This is a genomic window from Streptomyces fumanus, assembly GCF_014655295.1.
Classification (GTDB): Bacteria; Actinomycetota; Actinomycetes; order Streptomycetales; family Streptomycetaceae; genus Streptomyces; species Streptomyces fumanus.
In genome coordinates, this window is the sequence record NZ_BNBI01000007.1 from 117,698 (window position 1) to 136,363 (window position 18,666).

The following is an 18,666-nucleotide window of genomic DNA, read 5'->3' on the forward strand; positions in this document are numbered from 1 at the left end:
ATGGCCATGCCACTGCGCCAGTCCATCAAGGTCGCTACATACTTGGCCGAACAGAAGCTCCGCAAGCGGGACAAGTTCCCGCTCATCGTGGAACTGGAGCCGCTTTTCGCCTGCAATCTCAAATGTGAGGGATGCGGCAAGATCCAGCACCCGGCCGGTGTGCTCAAGCAGCGCATGCCGGTGGCCCAGGCCGTGGGAGCGGTGCTGGAGTCCGGTGCGCCGATGGTCTCCATCGCCGGCGGCGAACCGCTGATGCACCCGCAGATCGACGAGATCGTGCGGCAGTTGGTGGCCCGGAGAAAATACGTCTTCTTGTGCACCAACGCGATGCTGCTGCGCAAGAAGATGGACAAGTTCACGCCCTCCCCGTACTTCGCCTTCGCGGTGCACATCGACGGGCTGCGTGAGCGGCACGACGAGTCGGTGGCGAAGGAGGGCGTCTTCGACGAGGCGGTGGCGGCGATCAAGGAGGCCAAGCGGCGCGGCTTCCGGGTCACCACCAACTCGACCTTCTTCAACACCGACACCCCGCAGACCGTCATCGAGGTGCTCGACTTCCTCAACGACGACCTCAAGGTCGACGAGATGATGATCTCGCCCGCCTACGCCTACGAGAAGGCCCCCGACCAGGAGCACTTCCTGGGCGTGGAGCAGACCCGCGAGCTGTTCCGGAAGGCGTTCGGGGGCGGCAACCGCCGGAAGTGGCGGCTCAACCACTCGCCGCTGTTCCTGGACTTCCTGGAGGGCAAGGTCGACTTCCCGTGCACCGCGTGGGCGATCCCGAACTACTCCCTCTTCGGCTGGCAGCGCCCCTGCTACCTGATGAGCGACGGGTACGTGCCCACGTACCGGGAGCTGATCGAGAAGACCGACTGGGACAAGTACGGCCGCGGCAAGGACCCCCGGTGCGCCAACTGCATGGCGCACTGCGGCTACGAGCCGACCGCCGTGCTGGCCACCATGGGGTCGCTGAAGGAGTCCCTGCGCGCCATGCGCGAGACGGTCTCCGGGAACCGGGAGTGACGGCATGACGGCCGTGCCCCTGGGGCTCCCCGAGGTACCGGTCCGGCCGGTCGCCGAGCGGCGCGTGTCGCGGCGGATCCAGGTCGGGCCGGTGGCGGTCGGGGGCGGCGCCCCCGTGTCGGTGCAGTCGATGACGACGACGCGCACCTCGGACATCGGCGCCACCCTCCAGCAGATCGCCGAGCTGACCGCGTCCGGCTGCCAGATCGTCCGGGTCGCCTGCCCCACCCAGGACGACGCGGACGCCCTGCCGGTGATCGCCCGCAAGTCGCAGATCCCGGTGATCGCCGACATCCACTTCCAGCCCAAGTACGTCTTCGCCGCGATCGAGGCCGGGTGCGCGGCGGTGCGGGTGAACCCGGGCAACATCAAGCAGTTCGACGACAAGGTCAAGGAGATCGCGAGGGCCGCCAAGGACCACGGCACGCCGATCCGGATCGGCGTCAACGCCGGTTCGCTGGACCGGCGGCTGCTCCAGAAGTACGGCAAGGCCACCCCGGAGGCGCTGGTGGAGAGCGCCCTGTGGGAGGCGTCGCTCTTCGAGGAGCACGGCTTCCGGGACATCAAGATCTCGGTGAAGCACAACGACCCGGTGGTGATGATCGAGGCGTACCGGCAGCTCGCCGCCCAGTGCGACTACCCGCTGCACCTCGGGGTGACGGAGGCCGGCCCGGCGTTCCAGGGCACGATCAAGTCGGCCGTCGCCTTCGGGGCCCTGCTCTCCCAGGGCATCGGCGACACCATCCGGGTGTCGCTCAGCGCCCCGCCGGTGGAGGAGGTCAAGGTCGGCAACCAGATCCTGGAGTCCCTCAACCTCAAGCAGCGCGGCCTGGAGATCGTCTCCTGTCCCTCCTGCGGCCGGGCCCAGGTCGACGTCTACAAGCTCGCCGAGGAGGTCACCGCGGGCCTGGAGGGCATGGAAGTGCCGCTGCGCGTCGCCGTGATGGGCTGTGTGGTCAACGGGCCCGGCGAGGCCCGGGAGGCCGACCTCGGTGTCGCCTCCGGCAACGGCAAGGGGCAGATCTTCGTCAAGGGCCAGGTCGTCCGGACCGTACCCGAGTCGAAGATCGTGGAGACGCTGATCGACGAGGCGATGAAGATCGCCGAACAGATGGAGAAGGACGGCGTGTCGGGGGAGCCGGCCGTCACCGTGAACTGAAGAACACGGACCGAAGGGGGCCGAGCGTGACGATTCTGGAGAACATCCGGGGACCACGCGACCTGAAGGCGCTGTCCGCGGCCGAACTGGGCCGACTGTCCGAGGAGATACGCGAGTTCCTGGTGCACGCGGTGGCCCGGACCGGCGGTCACCTCGGACCCAATCTGGGGGTGGTCGAACTCACCGTCGCGCTGCACCGGGTCTTCGAGTCACCGGCCGACCGCATCCTGTGGGACACCGGCCACCAGAGCTACGTCCACAAGCTGCTGACCGGGCGTCAGGACTTCTCCAAGCTGCGCGGCAAGGGCGGTCTGTCGGGCTACCCCTCCCGCGAGGAGTCCGAGCACGACGTCATCGAGAACAGCCACGCCTCCACCGCCCTCGGCTGGGCCGACGGCCTCGCCAAGGCCCGTGACGTACAGGGCCTCAGAGGCCATGTGGTCGCCGTCATCGGCGACGGGGCGCTCACCGGCGGCATGGCCTGGGAGGCGCTGAACAACATCGCCGCCGCCAAGGACCGCCCGCTGATCATCGTCGTCAACGACAACGAGCGGTCCTACGCGCCCACCATCGGCGGCCTCGCCAACCACCTGGCGACCCTGCGCACCACCGACGGCTACGAGAAGATGCTGGCCTGGGGCAAGGACGTGCTCCAGCGCACGCCCGTGGTCGGCAACACCGTCTACGAGGCGCTGCACGGCGCGAAGAAGGGCTTCAAGGACGCCTTCGCCCCGCAGGGCCTGTTCGAGGACCTCGGGCTGAAGTACGTCGGCCCGATCGACGGGCACGACATCGGGGCCGTGGAGTCGGCGCTGCGCCGGGCCAAACGCTTCCACGGGCCGGTCCTGGTGCACTGCCTCACCGAGAAGGGCCGCGGCTACGAACCGGCCCTCGCCCACGAGGAGGACCACTTCCACGCCGTCGGCGCGATGGACCCGCTGACCTGCGAGCCGCTGGCGCCCGCGGGCGGGCCGTCGTGGACCTCGGTGTTCGGCGAGGAGATGGTCCGGATCGGCGAGGAGCGCGCGGACGTGGTGGCGATCACCGCGGCCATGCTGCACCCGGTGGGGCTGGGCCGGTTCGCCGAGCGGTTCCCCGACCGGGTCTGGGACGTGGGCATCGCCGAGCAGCACGCCGCCGTCTCCGCGGCCGGCCTGGCCACCGGCGGACTCCACCCGGTCGTCGCCGTCTACGCCACCTTCCTCAACCGCGCCTTCGACCAGTTGCTGATGGACGTCGCCCTGCACCGCTGCGGCGTCACCTTCGTGCTGGACCGGGCCGGCGTCACCGGCGCCGACGGCGCCTCCCACAACGGCATGTGGGACCTGTCGATCCTCCAGGTCGTGCCCGGCCTGCGGATCGCCGCCCCGCGCGACGCCGACCAGCTCCGCGCCCAGTTGCGCGAGGCCGTCGCCGTGGACGACGCGCCGACGCTGGTGCGCTTCCCCAAGGAGTCGGTGGGGCCCGTCGTCCCCGCGGTGGACCGGATCGGCGGCCTCGACGTGCTGCACCGGGCGGACGACCCCGAGGTGCTGCTCGTCGCCGTCGGCGTGCTGGCCCCGGTCTGCCTCCAGGCCGCCGAGCTGCTGGCGGCCCGGGGCATCGGGTGCACGGTGGTCGACCCGCGCTGGGTCAAACCGGTCGACCCCGCGCTGCCCGGCCTCGCCGCCCGGCACCGCCTGGTCGCCGTGGTCGAGGACAACAGCCGCGCGGCCGGCGTCGGCTCCGCGGTGGCGCTGGCCCTGGGCGACGCCGAAGTCGACGTACCCGTACGCCGGTTCGGCATCCCGGAGCAGTTCCTCGCGCACGCCAAACGCGCCGAGGTGCTCGCCGACATCGGCCTCACCCCGGTGGAGATCGCCGGCCGGATCAGCGCCAGCCTGGCCGTCAAGGACCAGCGGACGGACCACGACCGGGCCGTCACGCCAGGGCAAGGAGAAAACTGAATGACGAAGGAGTTCGACCTCGGCGCGCTGCTGGCCGAGCGCGGGGCCGAGCGGTACGAGCTGCACACCCGGCACCTCAACCACCAGCTCCCGCGCATGCTGCGCACCATCGGCTTCGACAAGGTCTACGAGCGCGGCGAGGGCGCCTACTTCTGGGACGCGGACGGCAACGACTACCTCGACATGCTCGCCGGGTTCGGCGTGATGGGCCTCGGCCGCCACCACCCGGTCGTCCGCAAGGCGCTGCACGACGTCCTCGACGCCTCCCTCGCCGACCTGACCCGCTTCGACTGCCAGCCGCTGCCCGGCCTGCTCGCCGAGAAACTGCTGTCCTACAGCCCCCATCTGGACCGGGTGTTCTTCGGCAACAGCGGTACGGAGGCGGTCGAGACCGCCCTGAAGTTCGCCCGGTACGCCACCGGCAAGCCCCGCGTCCTGTACTGCGCGCACGCCTTCCACGGCCTGACCACCGGGTCGCTCTCGGTCAACGGCGAGACCGGCTTCCGGGACGGCTTCGCCCCGCTGCTGCCCGACACCGCCGTACCCCTCGGCGACCTCGACGCGCTCGCCCGGGAGCTGCGCTCGGGCGACGTGGCCGCGCTGATCGTGGAGCCCATCCAGGGCAAGGGCGTGCACGAGGCCCCGCCCGGCTATCTGCGGGCCGCGCAGGAGCTGCTGCACCGGCACAAGGCGCTGCTCATCGCCGACGAGGTGCAGACCGGCCTCGGCCGCACCGGCGCCTTCTACGCCTACCAGCACGAGGCGGGCGTCGAACCCGACCTGGTCTGCGTGGCCAAGGCGCTCTCCGGCGGCTATGTGCCGGTCGGCGCCACGCTCGGCAAGGACTGGATCTTCAAGAAGGTGTACTCGTCGATGGACCGGGTGCTGGTCCACTCGGCGAGCTTCGGTTCCAACGCCCAGGCCATGGCGGCCGGCCTCGCGGTGCTGCACGTCATGGAGGACGAGGGGATCGTCGCCGGCGCGGCGGCCACCGGCGAGCGCCTGAGGTCCCGGCTGGCGGCGCTGATCGACAAGTACGAACTGCTCGCCGACGTACGCGGCCGGGGGCTGATGATCGGCATCGAGTTCGGCCGGCCGAAGTCGCTGAAGCTGCGCTCCCGCTGGGCCATGCTCCAGGCCGCCCGCAAGGGACTCTTCGCGCAGATGGTGGTCGTGCCGCTGCTCCAGCGCCACCGCATCCTCACCCAGGTCTCCGGCGACCACCTGGAGGTCATCAAGCTGATCCCGCCGCTGATCATCGGGGAGCGGGAGGTGGACCGGTTCGTGGACGCCTTCACCGAGGTGATGGACGACGCGCACAGCGGCGGCGGTCTGATGTGGGACTTCGGCCGGACCCTGGTGAAGCAGGCCGTCGCCCACCGGTGACGGCTTTTGCCTGTGGGGCAAGGAAATTGCCTCTGAGGCACATCTCGGGCTCAATGGAGGCATGAACCCACCCGAGCCCGCACCGCCGGACGGGCCCGCCGAAGCGGTGCCCGTCATGGCGCCGCAACTGCGGGCCCTGCGCCGGCGGGCCGCCCTCACCCTGGAGGCGGCGGCCCGCACCGCCGGACTCTCGCCCGCCCATCTGTCCCGGCTGGAGACCGGGCAGCGCCAGCCCTCGCTGCCGATGCTGCTCGCCCTCGCCAGGACCTACGGTACGACCGTCTCCGAGCTGCTCGGCGAGACGGCCGCCGACCGGGACGCCGTGATCCGGGCCGAGGACATGGAACCGACCCGGGCGGGCGGCTGGACGTACTGGCAGGCCGGCGCCCCCGGCCGGGGGATGCAGGCGCTGCGGGTCCATGTGCCGCACGGCTCGCAGGGCGACATCGTGCGGGTGCACCCCGGCGAGGAGTGGCTGCACGTCCTGCGGGGCGAGCTGCGGCTGCGCCTCGGGGACGCGGTGCACCGGCTCGGGCCCGGGGACGGCGCGCACTTCGACTCGCTGACCCCGCACCGGATCGCCGCCGAGGACGACGGCGGCGTCGACCTGCTCTTCGTCCACACCCTGCTGCAGAGTCCCACGGCCGCGCTGTGCCTGGGGCCGACGAACGGAGGCACCCCGTGAGGGACATGGAGGAGAAGTTCCCCCGCGCGCTGTGGGTACGGCTGATCATCTACATCGCCGTCGGGCACGTGTTCGCGGCCTTCGTCTACCTGCTGTTCGAGGTCGGCGCCAAGTAGCCCGGCGGCCGGGGCGGGCGGCTCAGTCGAGCAGACGGGCACGCAGGCGGTCGCGGAGCTGAGGAGTGACGCCCAGGCCGCGCTCCAAATAGGCGTCGACGCCGCCCCAGGTCTCCTCGATCGCCTCGAACGCCGCCGTCAGGTACTCGGCGCGGGCGTCGAACAGCGGGCTCAGCAGCTCCATCACCTCGGGGGAGTAGGCCGACTCCGCCGCACCGCTGCGGCGCACCTTGTACCGGCGGTGCGTGGCGTTGGACTTCAGGTAGTCCTCGACGATGGCCTCCCGCTCGACGCCCAGGGCGAGCAGCGTCACCGCGATCGACAGGCCCGCGCGGTCCTTGCCGGCCGCGCAGTGCATCAGCGCCGGGACGCTGTCCTCGGCGAGCGCGCGCAGCACCCGGGAGTGCTCGGCGGTCCGCTCGGTGACGATCCTGCGGTACGAGGCGATCATCCGGGCCGCGCCCTTGCCGTCGGCGAGGATGCCCCGGAGCTGGTCGAGGTCGCCGTCGCGGACCATCCGCCAGAACTCGGCGCCGTCGGCGGGGTCGGACAGCGGCAGGTTCACATTGCGCACGCCCGGGAGCGCCACGTCGGGGCCCTCCAGCCGCTGGTCGGCGGCGTTGCGGAAGTCGAAGACCGTGTGCAGGCCCAGACCGGCGAGGAACGCCGCGTCCTCCTCGGTGGCGTGGGCCAGGTGGCCGCTGCGGAAGAGGACTCCGTACCGCACCCGGCGGCCGTCCACGGTGGGCAGCCCGCCCACGTCACGGAAATTACGCACCCCGGCCAGCTCGGGCTCGGTCGACGGGACCTGCTGCGTCACGTGGACTCCTCCCACTGCCTCCCGCGGACGCGGCTCGTCGGCGGGCGTCCCCCGACGATACGGCATGGCCCGCCCGCCATCCCCGGCCCCGATTCACCGAAAGCGCCCGCATCTGGGCTTTCTGTCCGAATTGGCGGCATCATTCCCGCTCGGTCCGGAATAAAAGCGCCGGTGGCAGGGGTGCGTGAGCAGCGTCATATCCCTGACGGTGCGTCGCACGCCATGTTCACGTAATTCGCGCCTTTCTCAAGGGCGTTCCCGTCCGCCGCGGACCCCGGAATCCACGGAGGGTGACGGCGGAATCCCATAAACGATCACGGAAAACGGCTTTACCGGCAACCACAGGCTTGTCCCTGTGCGTCCCGGTCCCTTACGTTCACCTCCGATCCGGACGGACGCCTAATCCTGCCGCCGACCGGAGCCCGCACCCATCCACGACCCGTAACGGCAGGAACGGGGGACCCACAGGAATTCCGCCTGTTCCGGTTCCCGGAACGGCTAGGGGTAAAGCCGCGTTCCGACGCGGCCGGGCAGCTCCAGCCCGCACCCGACAGCTCACCTCGTAGGCGCCGGAGAGGAATTCGCCATGCCCGCGAAGGGTAAGCATCGTCGTACCAGGACCCAGCGTCTGACCCGCACCATCGCCGTCGCCGGAACCGGCGGCGCGGCGCTCGCGCTTCCCCTCATGGGGGCCGCGGGAGCCCACGCGGCCCCCGCCCATTCCGTTTCCGAAAAGGCCGTGCAGTCCCTTCCGGCCGCCGCGCAGAAGGCCGCCGAGAAGAATTCCGGCGGCGCCTCGGAAAAGCGGACGTACACCGTGCGCACCGGCGACTACCTGAAGAAGATCGCCGACGAGCAGAAGGTCAGCGGCGGCTGGAAGAAGCTGTACGAGGACAACCGCGAAGCCGTCGGCTCCGACCCGTCGCTGATCCACCCCGGACTGAAGCTCTCCCTCGTCGGCCCGGCCACGGCCCAGAAGGCCACGGAGTCCGCCGAGAAGCCGTCCCGGTCGGCCGAGAAGCCGTCCGGGTCCGCCGCGAAGCCGTCGTCTACCGCGGACTCCTCGCAGTCCACGTCCGCGGAGTCCGCGGAGTCCGCCGAGTCCTCGGGGTCCGCCGCGCAGACCACCGGAACCTCCAGCGGTTACGTCTCCCCGGTGGCCGCCGGTACCGTCGGCACCCCGTACCACCAGTCCGGCAGCATGTGGTCCAGCGGCTACCACACCGGCACCGACTTCGTCGTCCCGACCGGCACCTCGCTGAAGGCCGTCGGCGCGGGCACCGTCGTCTCCGCCGGGTGGGGCGGCGCCTACGGCAACCAGGTCGTCATCAAGCTCGCCGACGGCTACTACGCCCAGTACGCCCACCTGTCCGCGCTCTCCGTCTCCAGCGGCCAGACCGTGACCGCCGGGCAGCAGATCGGACTCTCCGGCGCCACCGGCAACGTGACCGGCCCGCACCTGCACTTCGAGATCCGCACCACCCCGGACTACGGCTCCGACGTGGACCCGCTCGCCTACCTGCGCGCGCACGGCGTCTCCGTCTGACCCACCCGCCCGCACCGCCCGTACCGCCGAAGGCCGGACCCGCTCCCCGGGTCCGGCCTTCGCCGCGTCCGGCGCCGGGCGGCCGTTATTCCGGAGTTGGCCAACCCTTTACGAGTGGCCTATATCACCGCACGTCAACCCCCTCCTACGGTCGCGTAGGTCACAATCCACGGTGAATCATGGTCCGACGTGGCAGACGATTCGAAGAGTGACAGCAGAGCAGTGATCGGGTCGTACGTGGCGGTGGGGGACAGCTTCACCGAGGGCGTCGGCGACCCCGGCCCCGACGGGGCGTTCGTCGGCTGGGCCGACCGCCTCGCCGTCCTGCTCGCCGACCGGCGACCCGAGGGCGACTTCACCTACACCAACCTGGCCGTGCGCGGGAAACTGCTCGACCAGATCGTCGCGGACCAAGTGCCGCAGGCGGTGGAACTCGCCCCCGACCTGGTCTCCTTCTGTGCCGGCGGCAACGACATCATCCGGCCCGGCACCGACCCCGACGAGGTGGCCGAACGGTTCGAACGCGCGGTCGCCGCCCTTGCCGCGACCGCCGGCACGGTCCTGGTGACCACCGGGTTCGACACCCGCCGGGTACCCGTCCTCAAGCACCTGCGCGGCAAGATCGCCACCTACAACGGGCATGTCCGCGCCGTCGCCGACCGCTACGGCTGCCCCGTGCTCGACCTGTGGTCGCTGCGCAGCGTCCAGGACCGCCGGGCCTGGGACCGCGACCGGCTGCACCTCTCGCCCGAGGGGCACACGCGCGTGGCGCTGCGCGCCGGGCAGGCCCTCGGTCTGCCGGTGCCGGCCGACCCCGAGCAGCCCTGGCCCCCGCTGCCGCCGCGCGGCACGCTGGAGGTCCGGCGGGACGACGTCCACTGGGCGCGCGAGCACCTGGTGCCGTGGATCGGGCGGCGGCTGCGCGGCCAGTCCTCCGGCGACCACGTGCGGGCCAAGGGAACGCTGTCGCCGGCCGACATCAGGACCCGGATCGCGGCGGTGGCCTGAGCGGTCTCCCGCCGCGCGGGGAACGGCGGCGGGGGCGGCCCCCCGGCGGCCGGAGCGTCGTACCGGCCGGCCGTGAAGTGTCGTACCGGCCGACCATAATGAGAGTCCGAACTACTCCACCTGGAGGTACCGTGGCCGGTTTCCGTTCCCCGAGCCCCGGGCTCCGTGTGCCGCGGCCCCTGGCCTTCGGCGCGGACCCGAGCGGCGAGCGCATGGCACGCATCCGCCGATCACCGCACTTCGCCGACGGCGTGTTCCAGAACCCCGGCGGACCGGCCCGGACCCGGCCCTCCGGCTCGGCCTCCAAGTTCGCCGGCGTCTACCTCGACCGCGAGGCACGCGCCCGCCGCGCCCCCGCGGGCAACATCCCCGTCCACCCCACCACCGTCGCCGACCTCGCCCGCCCGCCGGCCACCGGACTGCGGCTGACCTGGGCGGGGCACTCCAGTGTGCTGGCCGAGATCGACGGGCGGCGGGTGCTGTTCGACCCGGTCTGGGGCGAGCGCTGTTCCCCGGTGCCCTTCGCGGGACCCAAGCGGCTGCACCCCGTGCCGCTGCCGCTGGCCGCCCTCGGCCCGGTCGACGTCGTCGTCATCTCCCACGACCACTACGACCACCTGGACCTGCCCACCATCCAGGCGCTGGCCCGCACGGACACCCTGTTCGCCGTGCCCCTGGGCGTCGGCGCCCACCTGGAGCGCTGGGGCGTGCCCGCCGACAAGCTGCGCGAGCTGGACTGGCACGAGGAGACGAAGGTCGGCGGCCTCACCCTCACCGCCACTCCGGCCCGCCACTTCTGCGGCCGGGGCCTGCGCAACACCCAGCACACCCTCTGGGCCTCCTGGGTCGTCGCCGGGCCGGACCACCGGGTCTACCACAGCGGCGACACCGGCTACTTCGAGGGCTTCCGGGACATCGGCGCCGCCCACGGCCCCTTCGACGCCACGATGATCCAGGTCGGCGCCTACGCGGAGTTCTGGCCCGACATCCACATGACGCCCGAGGAGGGCCTCCGCGCCCACCTCGACCTCCAGGGCGGCGCGGCCGACGCGGGCGTGCTGCTGCCGATCCACTGGGGCACCTTCAACCTCGCCCCGCACGCCTGGGCCGAGCCGGGGGAGTGGATGAAGGACGCGGCCGGGGGCGCGGGGGTGGCGGTGGCGTTCCCGCGGCCGGGCGAGCCGTTCGAACCGGCGGGGGAGCTGCCGGTGGAGCCGTGGTGGCGGGCGGTGTCCGGGCCGATCGCCCGCACCTGGACCGTGCGCGGGGCGGCCGGGACGCGCCAGGACGACCTCGACCTCGCCGGCGAGCGGTGACCTGATACCCGCCGTCCGGCCCCCCTCGGGCCGTGGCGCAAAAGAGCCTCGCCCGGTGTCGTCGGGGATCCGGATGATGACGGGTGCGTGAAGGCGGGGGACAGCGCGGCGGGGGTGGTGAGCGGTGCGGGCAGCGAGCGGGCACCGGACGGCGGAGTGGTCGGTGGCGGCGGCCGGGGCGGTCAGCGCCGGGGCCGTGGGCTCCTGGGCGTATCTGCGGGCGGGGGCCGGACCGGCGGACGTGGCGCGGGATCTGGCGGTCGGCTGGTCGTTCGCCGGGGCCGGGTCGGTGGCCTGGTGGCTGCGGCCCGCCAACCCGACGGGGCGGCTCATGCTCGCCGAAGGGGTTACCTGGTTCGTCGGCAACCTCCAGGGAACCGGCGTGCCCATCGTCTTCGCGCTCGGCGCCTGGGGCGAGGCCCTCAACCTCGCCGTGCTGGCCCACCTGCTGCTGGTCTACCCCGAGGGACGGGCCGACGACAGGAGCGAGCGGTGGGTGATCCGTACCGGGTACGCACTTGTCGCCGTGGGCGGACTGGTGCGCACCCTCGCCTACGACCCGGCCGTGGAAGGGGCCGACGCCAGCTATCTGGCCTGCGGCCGGTGCGGTCCCAACGCGCTGCTCCTCGTCCACGACCACCGGTTCTTCGCGGTGGCCGACCTGGCGTACCGGTGGGCCGGGGTCGTGCTCACCGTCGCGGTGCTCGTGTCCCTGGTACGGCGGTGGCGGACGAGCGGGCTCGCCCGGCGCCGCATCCTGCTGCCCGCGTGGGTGGCTGTCGCCCTGGCCGTGGCATTCGTCGGCTGGGAAGTCCTTCACGTGCTGACTCCGGACACGCTCGCCGGTGCCGACACCTACCTGACCGTACCCTCCGATCTCAGCCAGGTCGCCGTACCCGTCACCTTCCTGATCGGCTTGCTGCGGATGCGGCTGCGGCGAGCCTCGGTGGGCGGACTGGTGATCGCGGCCGGCGATGACCCCACGCCCCGGCGGCTCCAGGAGGAACTGCGCCGGGCGCTCGGCGATCCGACGCTCCGGCTGGCGCTGTGCTCGGGGAGTACGGGACGGCACGGCGCCGTCTTCACCGACCCCGGCGGCGCCCCCGTACGGATCGCGTCCGGCGCCGTAGGTCCGTCCACCGCGGACGACGGCCGTGACGCCACGGCCGACAGCGGATCGAGGGACGCCGAGTCCATGGAGGTCGCCCCGTACCGGGCCGGCCCGCGCGGACAGGCCGTGACCGTCGTGCGCGACGGACGCGGGGCGCCGGAGGCGCTGCTCGTGCACGACAGCGCGCTGCACAGCGACCCGCATCTGATGCGCGCGGTGAGCGCTGCGCTGCGGCTGTGCCTGCGCGACAGCCGCCTGCGCAGGGAGAGCGACGCCCTCGCGTCCCGGGCCCGGGAGGCCCAGCGGCGGCTGTTGCGCGCGGCCGACGACGAGCGGCGCCGACTGGAGCGCGATCTGCACGACGGCGCCCAGGCCAGGCTCGTCTTCGCGCTGATGGGGCTGGCCCGGCTCCGGGCCCGGCTGGCCGACGGCGACGCGGCCCTGCGCTCGGACGTGGCCGAGACCGAACGCACCCTGCGCGAGGCTCTGGAGGAACTGCGCGACCTGGCCCACGGCATCCACCCGGCAGTCCTGGCCCGTGCCGGGCTCGGGCCCGCCGTGACCGCCTTGGCCGAGCGGTGCCCGGTACCGGTCGTGGTGGCCGCCGGGCCCGAACGGTATCCCGAACTGGTGGAGAGCACGGCGTACTTCGTGGTGTGCGAGGCGGTGGGGAACGCGATGCGGCACGCCCGCCCCCGGGCCGTCGGCGTGACCGTCCGGCCGGTCGGTGGACGGCTGGTCGTGGAGGTGAGCGACGACGGCAGGGGCGGCGCCGATCCGGCAGGCGGCGGCCTGCGCGGCCTCGCCGACCGGGTGGCCGCGATCGGCGGCACCCTGGAGGTCTCCAGCGCGCCCGGGGACGGCACCCGGATACGGGCGGAGCTTCCGTGCGGGTGATCGTCGCCGAGGACTCCGCGCTGCTGCGCCAGGGGCTGGCCCGCCTGCTGGACGACTTCGGCATCGAGGTGGTCGCCGAACTGCCGGACGCCGAACGGCTTCTGGAACTGGTCGTGGCGCAGCGGCCCGACGCCGTGCTGCTCGACATCCGGATGCCGCCGACCCATACCGACGAGGGACTGCGCGCGGCCCGCGCCGTCCGGGCCCGCTGTCCCGGGACCGGTGTGCTGCTGTTGTCGCAGTACGTGGAGACCGGCGACCCGGTGCGCGCGCTGGCCCGCGACCCGCGCGGCTTCGGCTATCTCCTCAAGGACCGGGTCGCGGACGCGGACGAACTCCTGGACGCGCTGCGGCGGGTGGCCACGGGTGGCTCGGCGGTGGACCCCCGGATCGTGGAACGGCTGATGAACCGGGCCCGGCCCGGGGACACCCTCGACGCGCTCACCCCGCGCGAGCGGGAAGTGCTGGGGCTGATGGCCGAGGGCCGCTCCAACGAGGCCATCGCCCGCCGATTGCGGGTCAGCGGCAAGACCCTGGAGACCCATGTGCGCAGCGTATTCGGCAAGCTCTGCCTGGAACCCACCCCCGACGACCACCGCCGCGTCCTCGCGGTGCTGGCCTGGCTGCGTGTCTGACAGCGTCTCAGGGCCAGCCCTGATGTGGCGGTCGAGACGGCTCCGTACGTTGTGAGGCACCGGGTGGCCGCGACGGGGGTCGGACACCCGGCACCTCACACGCATCAGCCCCCGCGACCCGCATCGAGGAAGAGGAGAACACCGTGCGCATCAGATATCTCGCCGCCGCACTGGGCACCGCCGGGGCCATCGGCACCACCCTGTTCATCGGAGCGCCGGTCGCCTCCGCCGACGGCAGCGTGTGCAACCCGGGCTGCGAGGCGGCCGTCGACTTCAAGTCGTACGGGGAGGTCTTCGTGGTCCACGACTACGCCTCCAACGGCGTCGGCACCATCGGGCAGATCGACATCAAGTCCGGTGGCGTCTGGTACCCCTACGACGACGTGATCAACGCCAAGGGCTACGACGCCGCTCCGGTCACCGTCAACTACGAGATCGCCGAAGGCACCGCCGTCCGCTACCGGGCCTGCCAGCACAACAGCACCAAGGGCGCCTTCGACTGCAGCGGATGGCACACCGACAAGGCGTGACAACCCTTGCGGTTCCGGCCGGGCGGCCCGTCGACACGGTGCCGTCCGGCCAGGTCCGGTGTCCCGCCGGACACCGGGCGAGCCGGTCCTGTCGGTCATCGGGCACTGCGACTTGGGGGCGAGTCGCGATCTCGCTGCGGGAACGGGCGGTTATCGGTCTGTCGTACGAAGCGTCATACCAGAGTGGGACGTTGCCTGGAGGAGTTCCGCAACGCCCGTCGCCGGTGTGTCGTGGCCGACTACCGTGAGTGTCCGTCGGGCGACACACGGCCGTATACCGGTCTGCTCGGCCGACACCGCGAGCCCGACGGACCCGTACGACGGACCAGTACAAGGACACCGATGTCTCACCTCCGCGCCCCGGCCGCGCGCGCAGACCGCCGTGAGGGCGGGCGGCACGGCCGGCCGGCCGCCCGTACCGCTCCCGCGCTGCCCGAGACCCCGATACGGCCCCACCTGCTGCGGCTCGCCGTGCTGCCGCCGGTCGCGGTCGCCCTCAGCGCCTGCGCGGCCGTGCTGTTCACCGTCCGGTCCGCCGGAACCCCGCCCGGTCCCGCCCTGTGGGGCGTCCTGGCCGGCGCCCTCTGCGTGACCGTCGCCGCCGTGGCCGTGGCCGCCGTCGCCGCCGACCGGGCCGCCCGCTCCGTACGCGAGCGCGTCGGCGCCCTGCGCCGCTCCACCGCCCGCGGGGAGAACGAACTGAACGCCCTGGTCGAGGCGTTGCGCCGCGGCGAGGCCCCGCCCCGGCGCAAGCCGCGCGGCGGACCACCGGACGACGCCGACGAGTTCGAACTGCTCGCCGCCGACCTGTCCCGCGCTCACGACACCGCCGTCTCCGCCGTCGTCCGGGCCGCCCAGTTGTCCAGCCAGGCGGGCAGCGAACAGAAGCTGGAGGTCTTCGTCAACCTCGCCCGGCGCCTGCAGTCACTGGTGCACCGGGAGATCTCCATCCTCGACGAACTGGAGAACGAGCAGGAGGACCCCGACCTGCTCAAGGGCCTCTTCCACGTCGACCACCTCGCCACCCGGGTCCGCCGCCACGCCGAGAACCTCGCCGTGCTCGGCGGCGCCGTCTCCCGCCGGCAGTGGAGCAACCCGGTCCCCATGACCGAGGTGCTGCGCTCGGCCATCGCCGAGGTCGAGCAGTACTCCCGGGTCCGGCTCGTGCCGCCCGTCGACGGCGAACTGCGCGGCCACGCCGTCGCCGACGTCATCCATCTGCTGGCCGAACTCGTGGAGAACGCCACCGTGTTCTCCGCCCCCCACACCCAAGTACTGCTCCGCGCCGGCCTCGTCACCTCCGGGCTCGCGGTCGAGGTGGAGGACCGGGGCCTGGGCATGCCGGTCGTCGAACAGCACCGGATGAACGCCCTGCTCGCCGACCCCGACCAGGTCAACGTCGCCCACCTGCTGGCGGACGGCCGGATCGGGTTGTTCGTCGTCTCCCAGTTGGCCAGGCGGCACGGCATCAGCGTCCGGCTCCAGACCAACATCTACGGCGGGGTGCAGGCGGTGCTGGTGGTACCGCAGGCGTTGCTGGGGGCGGGGGAGGCCGGGGCGGCGGAGGCCGGGACGGCGGCCGACGCGGCCGGCGGGTACGGCACCGGCGGTGACGGGCAGGCTGCCGTACCGGCGTCCGGGTACGGCACCGACGGCGGTGGGCCGATGCTCGTACCGCCGCCCCGGTCGGCACCGGCTCCGCCTTCTGCGGTGGACGGCGGTGAGGCGCCGCCGCCCTTGCCCGTGCGCGGGGCTCACCCGGCGCGGGCCAATCCCGCCGAGGCCGTCCCCGGGATCCGGCCGGACGACCGGCAGGCGCTCGCCGAGCACGCGGACACCCCGCCCGTGCCGCGCCACGCCGCCGTGCGCGGCACCATGGGCAAACCCCGGCTGCCGCGCCGCCGTGCCCAGGAGCACCTGGTGCCCCAGTTGCGCGAGGGCCCCGCCCCCCGGCCGGACGACGACCAGCACGTCGGCCACGACCCCGGTCTGATGGCCGCCTTCCAGCGCGGCATCGGTCTCGCCGAGGCGGCACAGCGGACCGAGCCCGCCGACACCGCCGACCCGCACGACCTGACCCACCTCAGTGCGGCGCGGTCCGTCCTCGCGTCCCGTGCCGACCACACCACCCGGCCCGATGGGAGCGCCCCGGCCGGATGACCACCCCCCGCACCACCCCGCACACCCCCGCGCCACCCCCCATGAGCCCACGCGCCCCCGCGAACCTTCGTACCCCAAGGAGTCGATCCACCATGGCGAGCGATGCGCCGACCGGCCAGGTATCCGACCTCGACTGGCTGATGAGCGGCCTCGTCCAGCGGGTGCCGCACACGACCAGCGCGGTGCTGCTGTCCTGCGACGGGCTGGTGAAGTCGGTCCACGGCCTGGACGCCGACAGCGCCGATCACATGGCCGCGCTGGCCTCCGGCCTGTACTCCCTCGGCCGGAGCGCCGGAGTCCGGTTCGGTGACGGCGGTGACGTACGGCAGGTCGTGGTCGAACTCGACTCGACCCTGCTGTTCGTCACCACCGCCGGTTCCGGCACCTGTCTCGCCGTGCTCGCCGGGCGCGAGGCCGACGCGGCGGTCCTCGGTTACGAGATGGCGATGCTGGTCAAGAGCGTGCGGCCCTACCTGGTGACCCCGCCCCGGCAGCACGGCGCGCAGTCACCGGCCTCCGCGACCACCCCGGCATCCCCGGCGATGAGGTCCTGAGCGTGGCGGCGGTCGGCGACGGGCCCTGGCTCGACGAGGCGGCCGGACGGCTGGTGCGCCCGTTCACGGTGAGCAACGGCCGCACCCGGCCCACCGTCGCCCTCGACCTGATGTCCCAGGTCATGGCCACCGGAACCACCCCCTTCGGCTACCTCGGTCCCGAGCACACCCAGGCCCTCGACCTGTGCCGGGTGCCCGTCCCGGTCGCCGAGGTCGCCGCCCGTCTGAGGCTGCCGGTGGCGGTCACCAAGGTGCTGCTGTCGGACCTGTTCGACTGCGGGGCACTGACCGCGAAGCCACCCGCCTCGTTCCACCACACCCCGACGGACCGGGCCCTACTGGAGGCAGTGCTCGATGGACTACGACGACAGCTCTGACCACACCGCCGGCGCCGACCCGTTCCCGACCGCGCTGAAGATCCTGGTCGCGGGCGGCTTCGGCGTGGGCAAGACCACGTTCGTCGGCGCGGTCAGCGAGATCGCGCCGCTGAGCACCGAGGAACTCCTCACCACCGTCAGCGCCGGCACCGACCGCCTCGACGGCATCGAGAACAAGCTGGAGACCACCGTCGCGATGGACTTCGGCCGCATCACCCTCGGCCCGGACCACGTGCTGTACCTGTTCGGCACCCCCGGACAGGAGCGGTTCTGGTTCCTGTGGGACGAGTTGTGCGAGGGCGCTCTCGGCGCGGTCGTCCTCGCCGACACCCGCCGTCTGGAGGAGTCCTTCGCCGCCATCGACTTCTTCGAACAGCGCGGACTGGCCTTCGTCGTCGCCGTCAACGAGTTCGACGGCGCCCACCGCTACGACACCGAGGAGATCCGCCTGGCCATCGACCTGCCCGCGGAGATCCCCGTCGTGCGCTGCGACGCCCGGATCTCCAGCTCCGGCGTACAGACCCTGCTGACCCTCGTACGCCATCTCATCGCCCACACGCCGGCCCCCGCCACGGGGTATGGCGCCCCCATGTGACCCGCCCACACACACCGCCAGGGAGCCGCTGATGTCGTACGCCCACAGCGCCGGAGCCCGCCCATGAGCTACGACCCGCCGCGCCCGGTCGGACGGCTGCTGCTCACCCCCGAGGACCCGGAGGGCCCCGCCCGGACCCGGCGGCTGCGCCTGCTCGGCCTCGGCCGGCGCCCGGAAGCCGCGCTCGACGCCTTCGCCGACGGCCTGGCCGAGCTGACCGGAGCCCCGTACGCCATGGTCAACTTCCCGGTCGACAACGGGCAGTTCTTCGCCGGGCTGCGCAGGCCCGAGGCGCCCCCGGTGACGCGGGGCGACGGCACCGGCCTGGAGTTCGGCCGGTTCCAGCCGCGCGACCACGGCTTCTGCCCGCATGTCGTCGCCCGGCGGCGGGCGCTGGCCCTGGAGGACGTGCGGGACTACCCGCGGTTCGCGGGCAACCCGGTCGTCGACGCGTTCGGCATCCGCTCCTACCTGGGCGCCCCGCTCATCGACAGCACCGGCACCGTCCTGGGCACGGTCGCCGCCGCCGACGTACGGCCCCGGCCGTGGGGGCGGGCCGGGCTGGAGACCGTCAAGTCGGCGGCGGCCGACCTGGTGGCCCGTATCGAACGCAGCGCGGACGACGGCCTGCCGCTGTGAGGCACCGCCGCGGCGTGAAGGAAAGCTGCGGTCCGGGTTAAGAAAACCTCGATGGACCGCGCCCGGCGGCGTACGGCAGATTGCTGTGCGATCCCCCTCATCTCCCCGGACGCGGGCCGCCCCGGCGTGCCCGCGCGCCGGGGCCGCACCCGTCAGGAGCCCT

18 protein-coding genes and 1 riboswitch are annotated in these 18,666 nt (G+C 72.7%); of the genes, 17 read left to right on the forward strand and 1 reads right to left on the reverse strand.

The genetic code is table 11. The features are described 5' to 3' along the window. The 6 genes from hpnH to IE316_RS16980 all read left to right on the forward strand — a co-directional run bounded on the left by hpnH (position 1) and on the right by IE316_RS16980 (position 6,315). Positions 1-1,023 (forward strand): adenosyl-hopene transferase HpnH, encoded by a 1,023-nt coding sequence (gene hpnH, locus IE316_RS16955; RefSeq protein ID WP_190205196.1) that lies wholly within the window; start codon positions 1-3, stop codon positions 1,021-1,023. 4 nt (positions 1,024-1,027) lie between these two features. Further along, complete coding sequence (ispG, locus tag IE316_RS16960) at positions 1,028-2,182, forward strand: flavodoxin-dependent (E)-4-hydroxy-3-methylbut-2-enyl-diphosphate synthase (protein ID WP_190205197.1); 1,155 nt, start codon at positions 1,028-1,030, stop codon at positions 2,180-2,182. A gap of 26 nt (positions 2,183-2,208) precedes the next feature. After that, complete coding sequence (gene dxs, locus IE316_RS16965; protein WP_190205198.1) at positions 2,209-4,128, forward strand: 1-deoxy-D-xylulose-5-phosphate synthase; 1,920 nt, start codon at positions 2,209-2,211, stop codon at positions 4,126-4,128. After that, positions 4,129-5,514 carry an aspartate aminotransferase family protein gene (locus IE316_RS16970; protein WP_190205199.1) on the forward strand — a complete coding sequence of 462 codons (1,386 nt, stop codon included), beginning with the start codon at positions 4,129-4,131 and terminating at the stop codon, positions 5,512-5,514. A 61-nt stretch (positions 5,515-5,575) separates the two neighbouring features. Continuing rightward, a complete protein-coding gene (locus tag IE316_RS16975) occupies positions 5,576-6,199 on the forward strand; it encodes a helix-turn-helix domain-containing protein (protein WP_190205200.1) in 624 nt (207 codons plus the stop codon). Then, the gene (locus IE316_RS16980) at positions 6,196-6,315 is read left to right on the forward strand and encodes a DUF6126 family protein (protein ID WP_190205201.1); all 120 of its coding nucleotides are present in this window, start codon (positions 6,196-6,198) and stop codon (positions 6,313-6,315) included. The genes IE316_RS16975 and IE316_RS16980 overlap by 4 nt, the downstream gene beginning before the upstream one ends. A gap of 22 nt (positions 6,316-6,337) precedes the next feature. On the opposite strand, the gene IE316_RS16985 is transcribed toward IE316_RS16980, so the two are convergent. Continuing rightward, on the reverse strand, positions 6,338-7,135 hold the full coding sequence (locus IE316_RS16985; RefSeq protein ID WP_190205202.1) for a tyrosine-protein phosphatase: 798 nt from the start codon (positions 7,133-7,135) through the stop codon (positions 6,338-6,340). A 422-nt stretch (positions 7,136-7,557) separates the two neighbouring features. Beyond that, a riboswitch (cyclic di-AMP (ydaO/yuaA leader) is annotated at positions 7,558-7,717 on the forward strand. A 4-nt stretch (positions 7,718-7,721) separates the two neighbouring features. Here IE316_RS16985 and IE316_RS16990 point away from each other — a divergent pair. The 11 genes from IE316_RS16990 to IE316_RS17040 all read left to right on the forward strand — a co-directional run bounded on the left by IE316_RS16990 (position 7,722) and on the right by IE316_RS17040 (position 18,503). Then, the gene (locus IE316_RS16990; protein WP_190205203.1) at positions 7,722-8,681 is read left to right on the forward strand and encodes a M23 family metallopeptidase; all 960 of its coding nucleotides are present in this window, start codon (positions 7,722-7,724) and stop codon (positions 8,679-8,681) included. A 222-nt stretch (positions 8,682-8,903) separates the two neighbouring features. After that, positions 8,904-9,689: an SGNH/GDSL hydrolase family protein gene (locus tag IE316_RS16995; protein ID WP_190205411.1), complete on the forward strand. Its 786-nt coding sequence runs from the start codon at positions 8,904-8,906 to the stop codon at positions 9,687-9,689. A 131-nt stretch (positions 9,690-9,820) separates the two neighbouring features. Further along, positions 9,821-11,005, forward strand: coding sequence for an MBL fold metallo-hydrolase (locus IE316_RS17000; RefSeq protein ID WP_190205204.1), 1,185 nt, complete (start codon positions 9,821-9,823; stop codon positions 11,003-11,005). 124 nt (positions 11,006-11,129) lie between these two features. Beyond that, positions 11,130-13,013 (forward strand): sensor histidine kinase, encoded by a 1,884-nt coding sequence (locus tag IE316_RS35965; RefSeq protein WP_190205205.1) that lies wholly within the window; start codon positions 11,130-11,132, stop codon positions 13,011-13,013. Then, on the forward strand, positions 13,010-13,648 hold the full coding sequence (locus IE316_RS17010; RefSeq protein ID WP_190205412.1) for a response regulator: 639 nt from the start codon (positions 13,010-13,012) through the stop codon (positions 13,646-13,648). The genes IE316_RS35965 and IE316_RS17010 overlap by 4 nt, the downstream gene beginning before the upstream one ends. Before the next feature lie 143 nt (positions 13,649-13,791). Continuing rightward, positions 13,792-14,178, forward strand: a complete 387-nt coding sequence (locus IE316_RS17015; protein ID WP_190205206.1) for a hypothetical protein — start codon at positions 13,792-13,794, stop codon at positions 14,176-14,178. A gap of 342 nt (positions 14,179-14,520) precedes the next feature. Next, a complete protein-coding gene (locus IE316_RS17020; RefSeq protein ID WP_190205207.1) occupies positions 14,521-16,338 on the forward strand; it encodes a sensor histidine kinase in 1,818 nt (605 codons plus the stop codon). Positions 16,339-16,430: 92 nt separating this feature from the next. Then, on the forward strand, positions 16,431-16,892 hold the full coding sequence (locus IE316_RS17025) for a roadblock/LC7 domain-containing protein (RefSeq protein WP_190205208.1): 462 nt from the start codon (positions 16,431-16,433) through the stop codon (positions 16,890-16,892). A 2-nt stretch (positions 16,893-16,894) separates the two neighbouring features. Next, a complete protein-coding gene (locus tag IE316_RS17030; RefSeq protein WP_190205209.1) occupies positions 16,895-17,269 on the forward strand; it encodes a DUF742 domain-containing protein in 375 nt (124 codons plus the stop codon). Continuing rightward, positions 17,247-17,864, forward strand: a complete 618-nt coding sequence (locus IE316_RS17035; protein WP_190205210.1) for a GTP-binding protein — start codon at positions 17,247-17,249, stop codon at positions 17,862-17,864. The genes IE316_RS17030 and IE316_RS17035 overlap by 23 nt, the downstream gene beginning before the upstream one ends. Before the next feature lie 63 nt (positions 17,865-17,927). Beyond that, complete coding sequence (locus IE316_RS17040; RefSeq protein WP_190205211.1) at positions 17,928-18,503, forward strand: GAF domain-containing protein; 576 nt, start codon at positions 17,928-17,930, stop codon at positions 18,501-18,503. Positions 18,504-18,666: the final 163 nt, after the last annotated feature.